General features: G+C 63.7%; 14 protein-coding genes and 1 tRNA gene. 5 read left to right on the top strand and 10 right to left on the bottom strand.

All coding sequences use genetic code 11. The features are described from left to right. Positions 1–84 precede the first annotated feature (84 nt). The 4 genes from fixL to ACR9ZC_RS14765 all read left to right on the top strand — a co-directional run bounded on the left by fixL (position 85) and on the right by ACR9ZC_RS14765 (position 6622). Positions 85–2598 carry an oxygen sensor histidine kinase FixL gene (gene fixL / locus ACR9ZC_RS14780; protein ID WP_481580876.1) on the top strand — a complete coding sequence of 838 codons (2514 nt, stop codon included), beginning with the start codon at positions 85–87 and terminating at the stop codon, positions 2596–2598. Further along, on the top strand, positions 2595–3233 hold the full coding sequence (fixJ, locus tag ACR9ZC_RS14775; RefSeq protein ID WP_331570745.1) for an oxygen response regulator transcription factor FixJ: 639 nt from the start codon (positions 2595–2597) through the stop codon (positions 3231–3233). The genes fixL and fixJ overlap by 4 nt, the downstream gene beginning before the upstream one ends. Positions 3234–3537: 304 nt before the next feature. Continuing rightward, on the top strand, positions 3538–4407 hold the full coding sequence (folD, locus tag ACR9ZC_RS14770; RefSeq protein ID WP_481580875.1) for a bifunctional methylenetetrahydrofolate dehydrogenase/methenyltetrahydrofolate cyclohydrolase FolD: 870 nt from the start codon (positions 3538–3540) through the stop codon (positions 4405–4407). Between the two features lie 76 nt (positions 4408–4483). Beyond that, positions 4484–6622 carry a M3 family metallopeptidase gene (locus ACR9ZC_RS14765; RefSeq protein ID WP_481580874.1) on the top strand — a complete coding sequence of 713 codons (2139 nt, stop codon included), beginning with the start codon at positions 4484–4486 and terminating at the stop codon, positions 6620–6622. Between the two features lie 74 nt (positions 6623–6696). Here ACR9ZC_RS14765 and ACR9ZC_RS14760 read toward each other — a convergent pair whose 3' ends face one another. The 3 genes from ACR9ZC_RS14760 to ACR9ZC_RS14750 form a co-directional block, all read right to left on the bottom strand. Then, a complete protein-coding gene (locus ACR9ZC_RS14760) occupies positions 6697–7983 on the bottom strand; it encodes an amidohydrolase family protein (protein WP_481580873.1) in 1287 nt (428 codons plus the stop codon). An 84-nt stretch (positions 7984–8067) separates the two neighbouring features. Continuing rightward, a complete protein-coding gene (dinB, locus tag ACR9ZC_RS14755; RefSeq protein ID WP_481580872.1) occupies positions 8068–9252 on the bottom strand; it encodes a DNA polymerase IV in 1185 nt (394 codons plus the stop codon). 80 nt (positions 9253–9332) lie between these two features. After that, on the bottom strand, positions 9333–10904 hold the full coding sequence (locus tag ACR9ZC_RS14750) for a methyl-accepting chemotaxis protein (RefSeq protein WP_481580871.1): 1572 nt from the start codon (positions 10902–10904) through the stop codon (positions 9333–9335). Positions 10905–11421: 517 nt separating this feature from the next. On the opposite strand from ACR9ZC_RS14750, the gene ACR9ZC_RS14745 reads away from it, so the two are divergent. Next, the gene (locus ACR9ZC_RS14745; protein ID WP_481580870.1) at positions 11422–11811 is read left to right on the top strand and encodes a DUF1493 family protein; all 390 of its coding nucleotides are present in this window, start codon (positions 11422–11424) and stop codon (positions 11809–11811) included. A gap of 154 nt (positions 11812–11965) precedes the next feature. Here ACR9ZC_RS14745 and ACR9ZC_RS14740 read toward each other — a convergent pair. The 7 genes from ACR9ZC_RS14740 to xylF all read right to left on the bottom strand — a co-directional run bounded on the left by ACR9ZC_RS14740 (position 11966) and on the right by xylF (position 20281). Beyond that, positions 11966–12042 (bottom strand) — tRNA-Met (locus ACR9ZC_RS14740). 63 nt (positions 12043–12105) lie between these two features. Then, positions 12106–13680 (bottom strand): outer membrane protein assembly factor BamB family protein, encoded by a 1575-nt coding sequence (locus ACR9ZC_RS14735; protein WP_481580869.1) that lies wholly within the window; start codon positions 13678–13680, stop codon positions 12106–12108. A gap of 98 nt (positions 13681–13778) precedes the next feature. Continuing rightward, a complete protein-coding gene (locus tag ACR9ZC_RS14730) occupies positions 13779–15548 on the bottom strand; it encodes an IlvD/Edd family dehydratase (RefSeq protein WP_481580868.1) in 1770 nt (589 codons plus the stop codon). A 54-nt stretch (positions 15549–15602) separates the two neighbouring features. Next, positions 15603–16370 (bottom strand): D-xylose 1-dehydrogenase, encoded by a 768-nt coding sequence (xylB, locus tag ACR9ZC_RS14725; RefSeq protein WP_481580867.1) that lies wholly within the window; start codon positions 16368–16370, stop codon positions 15603–15605. 50 nt (positions 16371–16420) lie between these two features. Then, on the bottom strand, positions 16421–17620 hold the full coding sequence (locus tag ACR9ZC_RS14720) for a sugar ABC transporter permease (RefSeq protein WP_481580866.1): 1200 nt from the start codon (positions 17618–17620) through the stop codon (positions 16421–16423). Then, positions 17617–19176, bottom strand: coding sequence for a D-xylose ABC transporter ATP-binding protein (gene xylG, locus ACR9ZC_RS14715; RefSeq protein ID WP_481580865.1), 1560 nt, complete (start codon positions 19174–19176; stop codon positions 17617–17619). Before xylG ends, ACR9ZC_RS14720 begins: the two co-directional genes overlap by 4 nt. Before the next feature lie 76 nt (positions 19177–19252). Continuing rightward, positions 19253–20281 (bottom strand): D-xylose ABC transporter substrate-binding protein, encoded by a 1029-nt coding sequence (gene xylF, locus ACR9ZC_RS14710; protein WP_481580864.1) that lies wholly within the window; start codon positions 20279–20281, stop codon positions 19253–19255. Between the last annotated feature and the right edge of the window lie 123 nt (positions 20282–20404).

Raw genomic sequence — 20404 nt, 5'->3', positions numbered from 1 at the left:
AAAGCAGCCAATCGTCCGAATCGCCTCGGGTTTCTCCCTGTTTTACGCCAATTGGCGGGGCGGCGCTGCGCTACAATTCGAGCCATGTTGACCGATCGGCTTTTCGCACGCTCGGCGCGGCCGTCCGGTCCCCGGGCGGACTCGACGCCGTCCCGCTGGCACCACGGACCGTGGTGGTCGAATTCCTATTTGCTGACGCCGCTCCTGTCGATCCTGGTGTTCCTCGTCGTCATGAGCCTCATCCTGTGGAGTCTGAACCGCAGGGAGCAGCAGCAGCAAGAAGATACGTTGTACCGCAATGTCGCCTGGGCGCAGCAGCAGATCCGGCTCTCGATGACCGGAGCCCAGGAACAGCTGCAGGCGCTCGCGCGCGATCTCGCGGCCGGACACGCGGACCAGCACTCGTTCCAGATGTCGATGACCGACATCGTGCAAGCTCACCCCGAAATCCTCTACGTCAACTGGTATACGAGCCAGAAGCAGCCCCGCTGGCCCGACACGCCGTTGCCGCTCGCAGGCCAGCGATTCGCGCGGCTCACCGACGCGCAGATGGATGTCGCCGTCACGGCCGGATTCGGCGAAGCGCGCGCCACGCGGCGCCAGATCTATTCGCCGCTCATCTACGATGACCTCGGCAACGGCTACCTGACGCTGCAAACGCCGATCTATCGCGACCGTGAATTCCTGGGCGCCATTGCCGCCGTCTTTTCGATCGAAGGCGTGCTCAAGCACGATATCCCGCCCGAGCTCTCGGCGAAGTACAAGATCTCGCTGCTCGATGCGAACAACCGCGAGCTCGCGACCACGTCGACGCGTCCGCGCCTGCCGCGCGATCTGTTCTACGACCTGCCGCTCGATCCGCCGGGCCAGGGGCTGACGGTCCGGGTCTACGCGTTCCCGCAGTTGACGAACTTCACCGACAACACGCTCGTATGGCTCGTGGCCGGCTTGTCGTGCTTCGTGCTCTGGAGTTTGTGGAGTCTTTGGAAGCATACGCGCCAGCGTTTCGAGGCGCAGCAGGCACTGTACGCCGAGGCGTTCTTTCGCCGGGCGATGGAAAACTCGGTGTTGATCGGCATGCGCGTGCTCGACATGCACGGACGCATTACTCACGTGAACCCGGCGTTTTGCCGGATGACGGGCTGGGACGAAAGCGACCTCGTCGGCAAAACGGCGCCCTTCCCCTATTGGCCGCGCGACGCCTACCCCGAAATGCAGCGCCAGCTCGACATGACGCTGCGCGGCAAGGCGCCGTCCTCGGGTTTCGAATTGCGGGTGCGCCGCAAGGACGGCTCAATCTTTCACGCGCGCCTTTATGTCTCGCCGCTCATCGACAGTTCGGGGCGGCAAACGGGCTGGATGTCTTCGATGACCGACATCACGGAGCCCAAGCGCGCAAGAGAGGAGCTCGCGGCAGCGCACGAGCGGTTCACCACGGTACTCGAGAGCCTCGACGCGGCCGTCTCGGTGCTCGCGGCCGACGAAGCCGAGCTGCTTTTCGCGAACCGCTATTACCGGCACCTGTTCGGCATCCGGCCCGACGGCCATCTCGAGCTCGCGGGCGGTGGCTTCGACAGCACCCAGGCCTCTTCCGATTCGATCGACATGATCGATACCTATGCGGGATTGCCGGCCGCCGCGCTCACCGAGAGCACGGCCGACGCGCAGGAAGTCTACGTGCAGAGCATTCAGAAGTGGTTCGAGGTCCGGCGCCAGTACATTCAGTGGGTCGACGGCCATCTCGCGCAGATGCAAATCGCGACCGACATCACGACGCGCAAGCAGGCGCAGGAACTCGCGCGCCAGCAGGAAGAAAAGCTTCACTTCACGAGCCGGCTCATGACGATGGGCGAAATGGCCTCGTCGCTCGCGCACGAACTCAACCAGCCGCTCGCGGCGATCAATAACTACTGCTCGGGCACGGTCGCGCTCGTCAAAGCAGGCCGTACGCAGTCCGATACGTTGTTGCCCGTGCTCGAAAAAACGGCTCAGCAGGCGGTGCGCGCGGGCATGATCATCAAGCGTATTCGCGAGTTCGTGAAACGCAGCGAGCCCAAGCGGCAGGCGGCGCGCGTGTCGGATATCGTCGCCGATGCGGTGGGCCTGGCCGAGATCGAAGCGCGCAAGCGCCGCATCCGGATCCTGACGGAGATTCGCTCGCGTCTACCTGTCATCTACGTCGACCCGGTGCTCATCGAGCAAGTGCTCGTCAATCTGCTCAAGAACGCCGCCGAGGCCATGCACGAGGCCCATCCGAACGCCACCGACGCCGTGATCCGCGTCGTCGTCAAGCTCGATGCCGGTTTCGCCTGCATCAGCGTCGTCGATCAGGGGCCGGGTGTGGACGAAGCCGCCATCGAACGGCTGTTCGAACCGTTTTACAGCACCAAATCGGATGGCATGGGCATGGGGCTCAATATATGCCGTTCGATTATCGAATCGCATCGCGGCCGCCTGTGGGTTGTGAACAACGTCGACACCAACGGAAAGATCACAGGCGCGACGTTTCACTGTAGTCTGCCGATCGGCGAACCTGCCGATCCGAACCAAGGCGGGTCCGAGGCACCTCGACCACAAACCGTTACGGGAGAGCTATGAGTAGCCCAGTCACCAGTCAGGAAACCGTCTTTGTCGTCGACGACGACGAGGCCGTGCGCGATTCGTTGCGTTGGCTGCTCGAGGCGAACGGCTATCGGGTGCAGTGCTTCTCGAGCGCTGAACAATTCCTCGAGGCTTATCAGCCCGCACATCAGGCCGGCCAGATCGCCTGCCTGATCCTCGATGTACGCATGTCGGGCATGAGCGGCCTCGAGTTGCAAGAGCGGCTTATCGCCGAAAACGCCTCGCTGCCGATCATTTTCGTGACAGGTCACGGCGACGTGCCGATGGCCGTCTCGACGATGAAAAAAGGCGCGATGGATTTCATCGAAAAGCCGTTCGACGAGGCGGAACTGCGCAAGCTCGTCGAGCGCATGCTCGACAAGGCCCGCAGCGAGAGCACCAGCGTGCAGCAACAGCGTGCCGCTGCCGAGCGGCTCTCGAAGCTGACGGCCCGCGAACATCAGGTGCTCGAGCGCATCATCGCCGGGCGTCTGAACAAGCAGATCGCCGACGATCTGGGCATCAGCATCAAGACCGTCGAGGCGCATCGCGCCAACATCATGGAAAAGCTCAGCGTCAATACGGTCGCCGATCTGCTGCGGCTCGCATTGTCGAACAAGCCGCAGCAATAATCGCTTCCCGGCGGCGGCGCCACCGGGGCGCCCAGCCGGACAGATCAGTCAGTCGGGTGGCGGCAGCACCTCGCAGCGGTGCGTTCTCTCGAGCGCACCGCGCATCGATGTCGCTATTGATCTAGTACGCGTCGCTTTTCGGCCCGGCGGTATAATCCCCCTTTTGCGCGCCGTTGCATAAGCGCCGCCCCAGCGCGACAAACGCGGCCCTACGACGCCGCCTCTTCCCTTCGCTTCGAAGTCCGCGCCGCGGCACGCCGTCTCGCGTATCGCATCGTCATTTTTTCAATCTCGACCGACCACCATGACAGCCACACTGATCGACGGCATCGCCCTTTCGAAGACCCTGCGCAGCGACGTCGCCGCACGCGCCGCCGCGTTGACGGCACAAGGTTGCCAGCCCGGTCTTGCGGTCGTGCTCGTCGGCGACGATCCGGCGAGCGAGGTCTACGTCCGCAACAAAGTGAAAGCGTGCCGGGACAACGGCATCCACTCCTCGTACGACCGCTATCCGGCCACGCTGACCGAAGCCGCGCTGCTCGAACGCATCGACGCGCTCAACCGCGATCCGTCGATTCACGGCATCCTGGTTCAACTGCCGCTGCCGCCGCACATCGACAGCCACAAAGTCATCGAAGCGATCGCGCCGGAGAAAGACGTCGACGGTTTTCACATCGCCAATGCCGGTGCACTGTTGACCGGCAAGCCGCTTTTCCGTCCTTGCACACCCTACGGCATCATGAAGATGTTCGAGGCCTCGGGCATCGATCTGCGTGGCGCGAACGCCGTCGTCATCGGCCGCTCGAACATCGTCGGCAAACCCATGGCGTTGCTCCTGCTTGAAGCCGGTGCAACGGTCACCATATGTCATAGCAAGACCCGCGATCTGGCGGCGCACACGCGCGGTGCGGACGTGATCGTCGCCGCGACGGGGCGACGCAACATCGTCACGGCCGATATGGTCAAGCCCGGCGCCGCTGTCATCGATGTCGGCATGAACCGCGACGATGCCGGCAAGCTCTGCGGCGACGTCGATTTCGCCAGGGTCAGCGCGGTGGCCGGGTTCATTACACCGGTGCCCGGCGGCGTCGGACCGATGACGATCACGATGCTGCTCGTGAACACGATCGAAGCGGCCGAACGCTGCGCCTCGCATCGCGAGCAGTCCCGTTAGGACACGAGTTCTCCAATACGGTTATCCGGTCCGCAGGACAATGTCCGGATTCGATCAACGACAGACAGGAAGCGCCATGGCCAACAACACGCACGATACGTCCGCCTCCTCCGGCACGCGCTCGCGTGAGGACAATCCGCTGCTCGATTTCTCCGGTTTGCCGCGTTTCGGCGAAATCCGTCCGGAACACGTCACGCCAGCGCTCGACGTGCTGCTTGCCGATGCGCAGGCGGCGATCGACCACGCGCTCGATCCGCATACGCCGGCCACGTGGGCCGATGTGGTGGAGGCCACCGAGCAGGCGACCGAGCCGCTTTCGCGCGCCTGGGGCATCGTCGGTCACTTGAACGCCGTGGCCGATACGCCGGAGTTGCGCGCAGCCTACGGCGAGAACCTGCCGCGCGTGACCGAGTTCTGGTCGAGCGTCGGCCAGAATCTCGAGCTTTTCGAAAAATACAAAGCCATCGCCGCAAGCGAGGGTTTTACGGCACTCAGCCGCGAGCGCAAGAAGATCCTCGAGAATGCGCTGCGCGATTTCCGTTTATCTGGCGCCGAACTGCCGGAAGATCAAAAGCCGCGCTTCATGGAACTGCAGGAGCGTCAGGCCGCGCTCGCCAAGGCGTTTTCCGATCACGTGCTCGATGCCACGAATGCGTACGCGTATATCGCGAAGACCGATGCCGAGCTCGCGGGGTTGCCCGACGACGTCGTCCAGGCGGCGCGCCAGGCGGCCGAGAGCGCGGGTGTCGAGGGCTGGAAGTTTACGCTGCACTTTCCTTCGTATTTTCCGGTCATGCAGTACGCCACACATCGCCCGATGCGCGAAGCGATGTATCGCGCCTACGTGACCCGCGCCTCGGAGCTCGGCGGTACTTACGGGGCGGGCAAAGCCGAGTGGGACAACACGGCGATCGTCGCCGAACTCTTGAAGCTGCGGCGCGAGGAAGCGCGCATGCTCGGCTACCGCAACTTCGCCGAAGTCTCGCTCGTACCCAAGATGGCCGATTCGCCGGAACAGGTGGTGGCGTTCCTCGACGATCTCGCCAACCGCGCCCGGCCCTATGCTGAAAAGGATTGGCAGGAACTGCGCGAGTTCGCCGCCGCTGAGCTGGGCTTGGCGCAGCTCGAGCCGTGGGACATCGCTTTCGCCGGTGAACGGCTGCGGGAGAAGCGCTATGCGTTCTCCGAGAACGAAGTCAAGCAGTACTTCCCGGAACCGGCCGTGCTGGGCGGGCTGTTCAAGGTCGCCGAGGCGCTCTTTGGCGTACGGATCCGCGCCGATGAGGCGGCGCGCTGGCATCCGGACGTACGGTTTTTCCGCGTGGAGAACAGCGACGGTTCGCTCGTCGCTCAGTTCTACCTCGATTTGTACGCGCGCGAAGGCAAGCGCGGCGGCGCGTGGATGGACGATGCGCGCTCGCGCCATCGCAAAAGCGAGGACGAGGGCGGCCTGCAAACGCCCGTCGCCTATCTGACCTGCAACTTCTCGGCACCGGTCGGCGGCAAGCCGGCCTGCTTTACGCACGACGAGGTGATTACGCTATTTCATGAGTTCGGGCACGGTCTGCACCACATGCTGACGCGCGTGGACGAGCTCGCGGTGTCGGGTATCAACGGCGTCGAATGGGATGCGGTCGAGCTGCCATCGCAGTTCATGGAGAACTTCTGCTGGGAATGGGACGTCCTGGCCGATATGTCTTCCCATGTGGATACGGGCGCGAAGCTGCCGCGCGCGCTCTTCGACAAGATGTTCGCCGCCAAGAACTTTCAGAGCGGGCTCGCGACGATGCGGCAGATCGTCTTCTCGATGTTCGATATGCGTCTGCATATCGACTTCGATGCTGGAGGCGCCGGAAGCGCCAACGATCTCGCGCGGGAGATCAACGAGCGTTACCACGTGATCCCGCAGGCGTCTTTCTCGCGTTGGCCGAATACGTTCAGCCACGTCTTCGCCGGCGGCTATGCTGCCGGGTATTACAGCTACAAGTGGGCGGAAGTGCTGTCGGCCGACGCGTACGCGGCATTCGAGGACGCAGCGAAGCTGGCGGATGGCAGCGTGCTCGATGCACGCACGGGCGAGCGGTATCGCCAGGAGATCCTCGAGGTCGGCGGCAGTCGGCCCGCGATGGAATCGTTCAAGGCATTCCGCGGGCGCGCACCGACGATCGACGCACTGTTGCGCCACAACGGCATGGCCGGGGCACCCGCGCAGTAGGCGCGGGGAGCACTCCGGGAGCGGCACGGCCGGCACGCCGCGCCTGTGTCGCTCACGGTGCGCACCCGGTTTGTTTAGCGATAGAGCTTGAAATCGACTTCGCGCGGACGGCCGTCGATCGCAAGCGATGCCCGCGCCGCGGGAGAACGTGCGATCACTTTTCCCCGCCTGATGACGGCGAGCCGCGCGGCACGCAGACGAATCGCTTCTACGGAATCGCGCGCGTCGAGCACGACGCAATCGGCCCGGCAGCCCGGCTCGATGCCGTAGCCATCGAGCCCGATGATACGAGCCGCATTGACCGTGACCGCATCGAACGCGGCTCGCATCGCGGCTTGGCCTGTCATCTGGGCCACGTGAAGCCCCATATGCGCGACTTCGAGCATATCGCCCGAGCCCAGGCTGTACCACGGGTCCATCACGCAATCGTGGCCGAACGCTACCGGAATGCCGGCCGCCAGCATCTCCGGTACGCGCGTCATGCCGCGCCGCTTCGGATAGGTATCCGAGCGCCCTTGCAACGTAATGTTGATGAGCGGATTGGCAATCGCCGCCACACCGGATTCGCGCATCAGCGGCAGCAGCTTGCTGACATAGTAGTTGTCCATCGAATGCATCGAAGTCAGATGCGAGCCGGTCACACGTCCGCCAAGCCCGAGCCGATGCGCTTGCGCGCAGAGCGTTTCGATATGGCGCGACAGCGGATCGTCCGATTCGTCGCAATGCATGTCGACGGGCAGGCCCTTGTCCGCCGCGAATTCGCACAGCATTCGAATCGACTCCGCGCCGTCCGCCATCGTCCGTTCAAAATGCGGAATGCCGCCCACCACGTCGACGCCCATCGCAATCGCACGCTGCAGGTTGTCGAAGGCGCCCGGACTGCGCAGCAGGCCATCCTGCGGGAAAGCGACGAGCTGGAGATCCAGATACGGCGCAACGCGGCGCTTCACTTCGAGCAGCGCTTCAACCGCGAGCAGCCGCGGATCGCAAACATCCACGTGAGAGCGGATCGCCAGCAAGCCGCGTGCAACAGCCCAATCGCAATACTGCAGCGCACGCTCGATGATTGCCTCGTGCGTGAGCTGCGGCTTGAGCTCGCCCCATAGCGCAATGCCTTCGAGCAAGGTCCCCGATTCGTTCACGCGCGGCAACCCATATGAGAGCGCGGCATCGAGGTGAAAATGCGCATCGACGAACGGCGGGATCACGAGCGCACCGGCGGCATCGATCTCCTCCTGGGCCGATGCGCCGAGATCCGGTTCGACAGCCTGGATGCGTTCGCCGACGATGCCGATGTCGACGGGCCGATCACGCCCCGCTACATGTGAGGGCAACGTAGCGCGGCGAATGATGAGGTCCATCGGCGAGTCCTCGGGTAATGAGTGAATGAGGTAGGAGCAGACACTGCGCGCTGCGGCACGCCGACGAACGGCGTGCCATCGATTCTAACCCTCGCCCGCGGGCTCGCCCTCTTGCGTCGCCCCATCCTCGAAAAGCGGAAACTGGCCGTTCATGCGGCTTTCGTCTTCCTCCAGACGCACACCCACGCCGAGCAGCCGCACCGGGCGGTCTCGTCGCGCCAAGCCTTTTTCGAGCAGCACGAGCAGCGTGGGCAGGTGCGTCGCATCGGCGACGCACTCGACAGTCGTCCGTTGAAAGTCCGCGAACCGGATCTTGACGAACATCTTGCGAATCGCGGCCGCGGCACCCACGCGTTCGATGCGCACGTCGAGTTGTTCCGCCAGACGACGCAGTTCCCGCGCACATTCGTCGAGCGTGCGCAAATCGGTTACGTACGTCGTCTCGACGCTGACCGATTTCCTTTCCTGATCCGCCTGCACTGTCCGATGATCGATACCGCGCGAGAGCTCGTAAAGGCGTTTGCCGAAGACGCCGAACCGGCGGTGAAGGTCGACCAGCGGCCATGCTCGCAAATCGTTGCAAGTCACGATGCCGAGCTTTTCGAGCTTGGCGGCCGTCACCTTCCCCACCCCGAAAATCTTGCGCACGGGCAACGCGGCGACGAAGGCGTCGACTTCATGCGGACGCACGACGAACAAGCCGTCGGGCTTGTTCCAATCCGATGCGATCTTGGCGACGAACTTGTTCGGTGCCACACCGGCCGAAACGGTCACGCCCACGGTCGCTCGCACGCGCTCGCGGATCTGCTCGGCCATCAACGTGGCGCTTCCCTTGCAATGGGGGGAATGGGTGACATCGAGGTAGGCTTCGTCGAGCGAGAGCGGCTCGACATCGGCCGTGTATTCGCGGTAGATCGCCATGATCTGGCGCGAGGCGATGCGGTATTTTTCCATCGCCGGCGGCAGGATCAGCAAGTCGGGGCACTTGCGCACGGCGAGCGCGGACGACATCGCCGAATGGATGCCGAACCGCCGCGCTTCGTAGTTGCAGGTGGCGACGACGCCTCGGTGCTCGGGCCGGCCGCCCACGGCGAGCGGGCGCCCGCGCAAGCTGGGATCGTCGCGCATTTCGACCGACGCGTAGAAACAATCGCAATCGCAATGGATGATTTTGCGGGCGAACGGAGCCGGCACACCGGACGGTGCGCTCGGCGCATCGGAAGAGGAAGAATCGCGCGGGCTCAAAGTGGCACTACTGTACAAAACCACAGTAGGCAATTCAAGCACCGCGCACGCCGGTGATGCGGCGCTACGTCACCGCGGCGAGGAATGCGGCTTTCGGGAGGTGTTCAAGCGGGCTCGCGAGCCGCCCTACCCACCACCTGAAAGAACGCCACTGCCTGGCTCAACTGCCGCCCCTGCTCGTCGAGCGATTGCGAGGCGGCGGCGGCCTCTTCGACGAGTGCCGCGTTTTGCTGCGTCACCTCGTCCATCTGCGTGATCGCCACGCCGATTTGCTCGATGCCGCGGCTTTGTTCGTTCGAGGCGGCAGCGATCTCACCCATGATGTCGGTGACACGTGCGATCGCCTGCGTGACGTCGGCCATCGTTCGACCCGCGTCGCCGGCAAGCGCCGAGCCGTCCTGGATCGTTTGTACCGAAGCCGTAATCAGGTCCTTGATTTCCTTGGCCGCGCTCGACGAGCGTTGCGCGAGCGAACGCACCTCGCTTGCGACGACGGCGAACCCGCGCCCCTGCTCGCCGGCCCGCGCCGCTTCGACCGCCGCATTCAGCGCGAGGATGTTGGTCTGAAACGCAATGCTCTCGATGATGCCGGTGATGTCGGCGATTTTCGTCGAACGCTCGCTGATCTGCGACATGGTCTCCACCACGCGGCCCACGACGTCGCTTCCCTTATGCGCCACATCGGACGCATTGGTGGCAAGCGAGCTGGCCTGCTGCGCGTTTTGCGCATTCAGTTGCACCGTCGAGGTCAGTTCTTCCATGCTCGATGCCGTCTGCTGCAACGATGACGCTTGCTGCTCCGTGCGCGAAGAGAGGTCGAGGTTGCCCGAGGCAATCTGCGAAGTGGCGGTGGCGATCGTCTCGCTGCCCGCGCGGACTTTGCCGACTACCTCTTTGAGGCTTTCGCACATTTGCGAGAGTGCCGCAAGCAGATTGCCGGTTTCATCCGAGCTCACCGCGTTCACGCGCCCCGTCAAATCTCCGCGCGCCACGTTGTGTGCGAATGCGACCGCCTCGCCCAGTGGCCTTGTGATCGAACGGGCCACCACGGACGCCAGTGCGAGCACGCCCATCAACACGAGACCTGCGCTGACGCCTTCGGACCATTCAGCGTTGCTCATGATGCGGGTAGCTTCGTCGGCACCCTGCCTGCCCAGTTGCGCGTTATACGCGCGATGCGCGGTCAGCGCAGCACTGCGCAGTTGCGCGGCATCGGCGACCTGGGTTGTGAACAAGGTAAAGGCTTCTTCCTTCTTGCCATCACGAGCAAGTGCGATCGCCTGCTCGCGCACTTGCTCGGTTTTGGCTACCGCCTCGCGGTCCGCCGCGAGCAGGGCGCGGTCCTTGTCGTCGGACGTGACCGACTCGTACGCTTTAAACGCGGAACGCGCTTGCTCGGACTTTTGCGCGATCGCCTCTTCGACGCTTTTGGCCGCTTGAGGGTCGCTCGCCGAAATGTACTTTCCGGTGAGCAGACGAACCTCATCGAACGCATCGGCGGCTCGCGCGAGGGTTTCCAGACTCGGTACGGTATTGTCGGTGGAGTAGCTGGCCGCTTCGTAGACGCGATGTGTCTGGTAAATGCCGAAGCCGGTAATCAGGAACAGCGCGAGCGCCGCCGTCAAATTCAAAAGCATCAGCCTACGGGCGATCTTCAGGCTGTAAAACCACTTCATGGTGCGTCCTCGCGTGAATGCGCCTGTCGCAGTGGGTAAGGACCGATGCCCACATCGCCGACCGACGCCATTCGTCTCATCGGATTGAACTTCCCCGCAGCGACGCGAAACGTCTCTTTTTCGCGCGAGCGAGGCCCGCATCGCATTGTTAGCAGTGCGAAACAAGGCAGTCATGCCGAGCGATACGGAGCATCGATTGGGGCGGGCGCCCGCAGATGAGTTGCCGTTGGCGAGAATCGCAGAGTGCGCCTTGAAGGCGCAGCGGCGACGACTGCAATGGTGTCTGTGTTAACGGAGCGCTCGATGGATTGCTTTAGGCGCTTAATTAGGGACGTAGGGAACATGAAGCGACACCCGGGTGGTCATGGTCAAAACGGTCCTGCACCGTTTGGTTCGCTATTGAAAGCAAACGCGCGGGCCGCTCCAATAAGCCGTGTAAAGTACCGGCTCCGCGCCGTATTCGATAGGTGCTGAATGAGCAGCGATCCGCGTTTGATGATCGGAGATCGGGGCCGCTATGAAAGACGAGATTTGGGAGCGCCTGGAAGCGTTTGCCCGAGAAGAGCTTGGACGCCCCCTGTTTGGAGGCAAGCTGAACTTGCAGCCGATGTCGCGCCTCGAGGAAGACCTGGGGCTGACAGGGCTTGACGCTGTCGAATTCATCACCAAGTGGGCAGAGACATTCAACGTGCAAGTAAGGGAGTTTCCTTACAGACGCTACTTCAGCCCGGAAGGACAGGAACTGCTCTCGTCATTCCTTGGATTGTTTTCGAAGCATTTCCGACGGCCCCCGCTTGTGCCGCTGACGCTGGGTATGTTGGCTGAAGCGATGCGGCGGGGACGCTGGGAGACGGCTGAGATCGAAGCCATAGGCACTGCAGCGACCGAGGCGAACAAAGGTAAGTAAATAACGGCGCCTACCGGCGATCTCTCGGACCTACATTGAGACCGAAAGGTTAGGCGTCAGGAACATCTAATCGCCTTATTTCAACGACATGCAGCACAGCCCAAAAAGCAAAAAGGTCTGATTTCGCGATGAAATCAGACCTTCGAATGCTGTTTGGTTGCGGGGGTAGGATTTGAACCTACGACCTTCGGGTTATGAGCCCGACGAGCTGCCAGACTGCTCCACCCCGCGTCAGAGAAAAGAAGTATATCCGCTTTCTCACGACGCGTCAAACATCGCGCCCAGTCACCGCGCTCAACGCGGCAACGAAAACGCATACACCTTGCCATCGCCGGCCAGATAAAGCCGGCCGTTCGCGGCAACGATCGTCGAAAAACGGCGCAGCCCCGGCATGCGGTCCTCGTCCCCTCCACCGGAGAAAACGGGCTCGCCATTGTCGGCACGAAAGCCGTGGAGGCGGTCGTCGCGTTCCGCGCCCGCGATCCAGACGATGCGGTTCGAGTGGCCATCGCTCGTCGTCGTGATCGGATTGCCGCCGCCCTCCATTGGGCGGCACCATGCGGACTTGATGCCGCCCTTGCCCACGCCGTCGATGCGCAGCACGGTGACCCCCGCCCCTCGTCCGCCGCCCGGACATGATTCGAGTTGAGCCGAACTTCTGAAGGCAACGAAGGCGGCATCGCCATCGGCCCAGGTTGCCGGTGCGGTGAGAATAGGCGCGCCCGATACCGTGCTGGCCTCGAGCGCACCGCCGATTCCGCCAAGCTTGTCGCGATCGAGCAAATACGCCTTGCCATCCTTGCCAAGCGCCAGCATCAATCGACGCCCATGCACGGTGATCGGCACCGCACTCGTAGCACCAAGGTCGCTGTCGTCGCTATCGAGCTGCTGCCAGTCGGAAGGGGCAAAAAAATCGCTTCGATCCGACGAGCGCGTGAGTTCAAGGTTGAGCCGAATGACAGCCTCGCCGTCGGCCCATGACTTCGCGCCCGACGTGTTGCCCGTTGTCACGAACAGATGATCCTCAGCCGCGACGATGCCGGCCGGCGCCCAGATCCCGCCCCGCGTGCCGCGCGTATGCCACTCGCCCGATACCGCCGGCGCGTCGAGCGCGAGGGCGACCACGCGCCCGCGGTATGCGCCGCAATCCCCCGTATGTCCGCCGTACGGAACGAAGAGCCGCCCGCCCGCGAGCACGAGCGCGCCCCGCTGGTTTTGCACCGTTGCATCGAATGCGGTACCGAGCGCCTTCACACCGGCCGCGACGTCGACAGGCCATCCTTTCAGCACCGCTCCGTCGCGCAGCGCGAGTCCGAAGACGAGATGCTTGAGCGCCTTTCCGTCCTTCACCATCGCATCCAGGTAAAGGGCGCCTTTCGTGGGATCGATGACAGGCGTGCCCGTCACGCCGAGCGGATCGATATCGCCGCACGGCAGATCGCCGCGCCGGGCCGGCTGGCCAAGCGCACGCTTCCAGACGACACGGCCCGTCGTCGCGTCGAGCGCATAAACGATGTTCGATTCCGTCGCGACGACCACGAGCCCGACGCTCGCTCCAGGCGGATGCCAGTACAGCGGTTGCGCGTAGACATGCCCTTCGATCGTGCCATCGAAGCCGCTGTCGCGGCGAAGCTGCCCCGCGCTCTCCCATGTCAGATCACGTATCACGTACTGACCGGCGCGATCGGCCGACCGGTGATACCCGAGCACCGAGCCACCGCCGAGCGACCACGCCGAAGCGGCGCGCATGAAAATCAGGACTGCGAAGGAAACCAGCACGACGAGCGGCACCGCGATGCGCGCGATGAACGCCGGGCTGCGGCCCGCGACAGTGGAATCGCCGGGCTGCGGCGAAAGCGGTTTTTCCACGATAGGCTCCTGACGTCGCTCGCGAGAATCATGCTACAAAACCCGCGTCGGCGTGCGCCAATTGCGCACGCCAAAAGCGTCCATCCGCCAAAAGCGCGTCAGTGCGAATGCCGCGGATCGCCGCGCGTTTCGATGACCTTCAGGTAAAGCGTCGCGGGCTCCAGGCAGCCGCCTGTCGAAAGCTGTCCGACGAATTGCCGATAGATTTCCTGCCACGGCGTTTGCGACGGCGGCACGCTCGCGGCGGTCTCGCCGCGGCGTCGTGCGAGCTCCGTTTCATCGACGAGCACATCGACCCTGCGCGCGTTCAGATCGACGCGAATCCGATCGCCGGTGCGCAACAGCGCAAGCCCTCCGCCTACCGCCGACTCCGGCGACATGTTGAGAATCGACGGACTCGCCGATGTGCCGCTTTGTCGACCATCGCCCAAGCAGGGCAGCGAATCGATGCCCTGCTTGATGAGCGCCGCGGGCGGTGCCATGTTCACGACTTCGGCGCTGCCCGGATAGCCCACCGTGCCGCAACCGCGAATGACGAGAATGCAGTGCTCGTCAACGTCGAGCGATGGATCGTTGATGCGTGCGTGATAGTCCTCGGGACCGTCAAAGACGATCGCGCGCGCTTCGAAACGATTTTCGGCGCCCGCCTCGCTCAGGTACGTTCGGCGAAACGCCTCGCCGACGACCGACATCTTCATGATCGCGCTGTCGAAGAAATTGCCGCCGAGCACGATGAACCCGGCGCGATGCTTGAGCGGCGCGTCGCAACGCCGAATGACGTCGCCGTCCGCGTCAGGTGCGGCTTGCGCGATCTCGGCGATCGTGCGGCCCGATACCGTGGCGCACGCTCCGTTGAGCCGCCCCGCCGCATGCAGTTGCCGGAGCACGGCGGGCACGCCGCCCGCGCGATGAAAGCCCTCGCCAAGATACTCGCCGGCCGGCATGCAGTTGACGATGAGCGGTACGTCCTCGCCGAACCGCTGCCAGTCGGTCAGATCCAGCTCGATACCCATGTGCCGCGCGATGGCGATCAGATGCGGCGGGCAATTGGTCGACGCACCCAGCGCCGAGGCGACGACGATCGCGTTTTCGAACGCCTCGCGCGTCATGATTGCAGAGGGCCGCACATCTTCGCGCACGAGATCGACGATGCGCTTGCCGGTCACATATGCCATCTGAGCACGCTCGCGATAGGCTGCCGGGATCGACGCGCATCCCGGCAGCGACATGCCGAGCGCTTCGGCAAGCGCGTTCATCGACAGCGCGGTGCCCATCGTATTGCAATGTCCGATCGACGGCGATGCGGCGACGGTGAGCTCCATGAACCCCTCGTAGTCGATCTCGCCGGCCGCCAGCAGATTGCGCGCGTGCCAGATGACGGTTCCGGATCCGACGCGCCGGCCATTGAACCAGCCGTCGAGCATGGGGCCGCCGGAGAGGACGATGGCTGGCATGTCGACGGTGGCCGCGGCCATGAGACAAGCCGGGGTAGTCTTGTCGCACCCCGTCGTCAGCACGACGCCGTCGAGCGGAAAACCGTGCAGTATCTCCACGAGCCCGAGATAGGCCAGATTGCGGTCGAGCGCGGCGGTCGGCCGGCGCGACTGCTCCGCGAGCGGATGAACGGGAAATTCCATCGGAATGCCGCCCGCGTCGCGAATGCCTGCCTTGGTCCGTTGCGCGAGCTCGATGTGGTGCCGGTTGCACGGTGCCAGATCGCTGCCCGTTTGCGCGATGCCGATGATGGGGCGGCCCGACTGCAACTCCTCGCGCGTCAGACCGTAGTTCATGAAACGTTCGACATAGAGCGCCGTCATGTCGGCATTGGCGGGATCGTCGAACCACTTCTGGCTGCGCAGTTTGCGCATCGGGGGGAGGACATGTCGATTGTCGTCTTCGTCATGAGGAGAGAAAGTTCGCGTTCAAGTGCCGTACCATCCGGCGTCGACGAAATACTCGCGCCCCGAGCATCGCTCCCCGTCGTCCGAGGCGAGGAACAGCGCCATGCGCGCGACATGCTCGGGCTCGATGCGTTGCGGCAGGCACTGACCGGCGACGAGCTTCGCTTCGCTATCGGCCGATTGCCACAGTTTCATCTGACGCGGCGTTCGGACGGCACCTGGCACGATCGCGTTCACGCGAATGCCGAAGCGGCCCAGATCGCGGGCGAGGCCGCGTGTCATTCCTTCCACGCCCGCCTTCGCGGTCATGTAGATCGACAGTTCGGGCAAAGCCAGATGCCACGAGATCGAGCCGAAATTGAGAATAACACCGTGCCCCGCCCGCTTCATTGCGGCCGCCGCATGCTGAGCACAGAAAAACTGGTGGCGCAGGTTGACGGCGATGCGCTCGTCCCAGTAGGAAGGCGTGACTTCGTCTAGAGCGTGGCGGTCGTCGTTCGCTGCGTTATTGATGAGCACGTCGATCGTCTGCGACGCCGCTTCGATATCGGCGAACACTGCCGCCAGCGAGTCGAGACTGCGCAGATCGCAGCGATAAAAGCGCGGTACGTGCGCGCAGTCGGCCAGACGCGTCACGAGTGCGCGCGAATCGTCCTCGGCCACGTCGATGAACGATACGCGCGCGCCCTGCCGCGCGAACGCTTCCACGATCGCGGCACCGATGCCGCTGCCGCCCCCCGTCACGACGACGGACTTGCCGGTAAGACTCGGATAAATTGCGTACGACATGCGAATTCCAAGAGTTGCGAATCTGGGGCGCGCCTGGCCGCCCCGGTTTTTCAACGCCGGTTCGATCCGGACACCACGTCGATCCAGACGGCCAGAACAAGAATGCCGCCTTTCACGATCATCTGCCAATAGGCATCGACATCGAGCATCGACATGCCGTTATCGAGACTCGCCATGACGAGCGCGCCGATCAGCGCCCCGTAAACGGTGCCCGAACCGCCGCGCATCGACGTGCCGCCGATGAAACAGGCCGCGATCGCGTCGAGTTCGCCCATCGTGCCGGCGGACGGCGAGCCGGCCGCGAGCCGGGCGGTATTCACGATGCCGGCGAATGCGCACATGAGCCCCATCAGCGCGAACACGGCGAGCTTCACGCGGTTCGTGTCGACGCCGGATAGGCGCGTCGCTTCCAGGTTCGAGCCGACCGAGTAAATCCGGCGTCCGAAGACGGTCTGCGTCGCGATCCAGCTGAATACGCCCAGCAGCACCAGCACGAGCAGCACGGGCAGCGGGATGCCGCCGTAGCTGTCCAGCACGGCAACGAACACCCCGAGAATGGCGCCGGCAACCACGACCTTGGCCACGTCCTGCCAAAGCGGCAGGAGAGCCAGATCGTAGCGGCGGCGGTTGGCACGCTGGCGCACCGTCAACAACGTGAGGAGCGCGAACAGAACCACCGCCAGCGCAATCCCCGCCGCGCGCGGCAAATAACCCTGGCCGATGAAGACGAATGGGTCGGAGACCGGCGCGATGGTCGAACCGCCCGTGATACCGAGCAAGACGCCGCGATAGGCGAGCATGCCGCCCAATCCGACGATGAACGATGGTATGCGCCGGTACGTCGAAAGCCATCCGTTGAAGAGTCCCGCCAGGATGCCCAGCACCATCACGGCCGGCACGGTCAGCCCGATGGGCCAGTGCCGGTTGGCATCGAGGATCGCCGCGACGCCGCCCAGCAAACCGAGCAGCGAACCCACCGACAGATCGATTTCGCCGGCAATGATGATGAACACCATGCCGCACGCCAGCATGCCGCTCACGGCCATCTGTCGCAGCAGATTGGAAAGGTTGCGCGGCGTGGCGAACGCGCCGTGGGTCAGTACCGCGAAGAAGACCCAAATCACCGCCACCGCAAGGAGCAGCGCAAGAATCTTGTAGCGCGCGAACAGTTGCCTGACGCGCTCGGTGCCCGGCAGCGAGTGTTCGTCCGTCGTTCCGGCACGGCTTGGGGAAATCGTTTCGGGAGTCATGCGGCATTGGCCTCGTTCTGTTGCGCCTGGCGGCCGGCAGGCTGAATCGCGGCCGTCAGGATCTGCTCTTGCGTGAGCCCGTCGTTGACAAAATCGCCGCGCACTTCGCCTTCGCCGATCACGAGCACGCGGTCGCTCAAACCAAGTACTTCGGGCAGCTCCGACGAGACGACGATGATCGCCATACCCGTTTTCGCGAGCTCGAAGATGAGTTTGTAGATTTCGTACTTCGCGCCGACGTCGACCCCACGCGTCGGTTCGTCGAGAATCAGCACCTTGGGATGCGTCAGCAGCATGCGCGTGAGGACCGCCTTTTGCTGATTGCCGCCCGAGAGGTTCGCAATCGGCAGCATCGGATGCGCGGCGCGCACCGAAAGACGCTTCATCTCCGTGCGGATCGTATCGAGTTCGGCCGCGGCGTCGAGCGCGCCGTGCCGGGTGAAGCGCTGCAATACCGACAGCGTGATGTTGTGGCCGACGCCCAGTAGCGGCACGATGCCGTGCCGCTTGCGATCTTCGGGCACCATCGCAATGCCCGCGCGAATCGCGTCGGCTGGGCTTCGAATCGACAACGGCTGCCCGTTCAGCAGCACGTGTGCGGTGCTCGTTCCGGCATAGGCGCCAAAAACGGCCTGCATCAGTTCCGTGCGACCCGAACCGACGAGGCCCGCAACGCCTAGAATCTCGCCGCGCCGCACGTTGAACGACACGTCGTCGACTCGCTTGCGCCGCGGGTTCGTGACATCGAGACAGGTGACGTTACGCGCTTCGAAAACCGTCTCGCCGATCTCGTGCGGCTCGCGCGGAAAAAGATTCGTGATCTCGCGGCCGACCATCATCGCGATGATTTGCTCGGTCGTCAGGCCGCGCATGGGCTGCGTCGCGATATGGCGTCCGTCGCGGATCACGGTGACCGTGTCGCAAACCGCCTCGACCTCGTCGAGCTTGTGCGAAATGTAGACGCACGCCACCCCGCGCCGCTTCAGATCGCGCACGATATCGAGCAGGATCCGCGTTTCCGTCGCGGTGAGCGATGAGGACGGCTCGTCGAGAATCAGGAGCCGCGCCTTTTTGTTCAGCGCCTTGGCGATCTCAATCAATTGCTGATGCCCGCCGCCATAGTTCATGACGGGCTGGGCGACGTTGATGCCGGCGATGCCGAGTCCGCGCAGCAATTCGTCCGCGCGCTGGTACATCGCCGCGTAGTTCATGCGAGCACCCGGCAGCGTGAGCTCGTTGCCGAGGAAGATGTTCTCGGCCACCGAGAGCTCGGGCACGAGCATCAATTCCTGATGAATGATGACGATGCCCGCGCGCTCGGTGTCGCGCACGCTCGCCGCCTTGAGCTCGGCGCCATCCCAGACGATCGATCCGTCCCAGGTGCCATGGGGATAGACACCCGACAACACTTTCATCAACGTCGATTTGCCGGCGCCGTTCTCGCCGCACAGACCGAGACACTCGCCGGGCGAAACGCGCAGGTCGATGCCGTCCAACGCCTTCACGCCCGAGAACGTCTTGACGATGCCTTTCATCGTCAGCAGAGCTTGCGTCATTCGATTCGTCCACGTCGATGCGCGCGCACCGCCACCGGCCGGGGCCAGGCAGCAGTGCCGCGCGAATGCCTTCGCGTCAATTGCTCGAAAGCTGCGTCTGCGTATAGAAGCCGTCCTTGACGACGATGTCGACGTTTTTCTTGGTGAGCAGGATCGGCTGCAACAGTATCGTGTCGACCTTCTTCTTGCCGTTGTCGTACTGAGCGTTGAAGGCGGGTTTCTGGCCCTTGGCCAATTGCACGGCGAGCTTCGCCGCCTCGCTCGCGATTTGCCGGATCGGCTTGTAGACCGTCATCGTCTGCGTGCCGGCCATCACGCGCTTGACCGCCGCCAGATCGGCATCCTGGCCCGAGACCGGAACCTTGCCCGCCAAGTGCTGCGCCGCCAGCGCCTGGATCGCGCCGCCCGCCGTACCGTCGTTCGAGGCGACGATCGCGTCGATCTTGTTGCTGTTGGCCGTCAACGCGTCTTCGACGATGCGCAGCGCATTCGATGCGCTCCATTCGGGCACCCACTGTTGACCGACGACCTTGATATCGCCTCGATCGATCGCCGGCTTGAGCACTTTCAATTGCCCTTCACGCAGCATCTTTGCGTTGTTGTCCGTCGGCGCGCCGCCGAGCAGGAAGTAGTTGCCCTTCGGCTGAGCGTCGAAGACACCTTGCGCCTGCAGTTCGCCGACCTTTTCGTTATCGAAGGAGATATAGGCGTCGACATCGGCATCGAGAATCAGCCGGTCGTACGAGATCACCTTGATGCCAGCCTTCTTCGCTTCGGCGACGACGTTGCCGAGCGTCTTCGAATTGAACGGCACGATGACGATCACATCGACGCCGCGCGAAATGAGGTTTTCGATCTGGGCATTCTGGCGGGCCTCGCTCGCATCGGCCGACTGCACGGAGACCGTCGCGCCGAGCTTCTTCGCGGCTTCGACGAAATAGTCGCGATCGCGCGACCAGCGCTCGACGCGTAGATCGTCGATGCAAAAACCGATTTCGGGGCGATCCTTGCTCGCATGCGCGAGCGGGGCGGCCGCCGACAGACCGGCGACGATCGCCGTGCATATCAGCGAACTCAAGAACGAACGACGCTTTGCGGATTGCATGTCTCACTCCTTTTTATATTGGGCTTGACGCCGCGGCAGACGAAAAGCGCTCGGGTGGCGGCAACCTCGTCTGTCGGGCGGGCTTCGACGCGCCGGCGTGCACAGCATGCCGCCCTCGAAGTG

Source organism: Trinickia sp. HAY1-2D, assembly GCF_056754935.1.
This window is presented reverse-complemented; position numbering and strand designations above follow the sequence as displayed.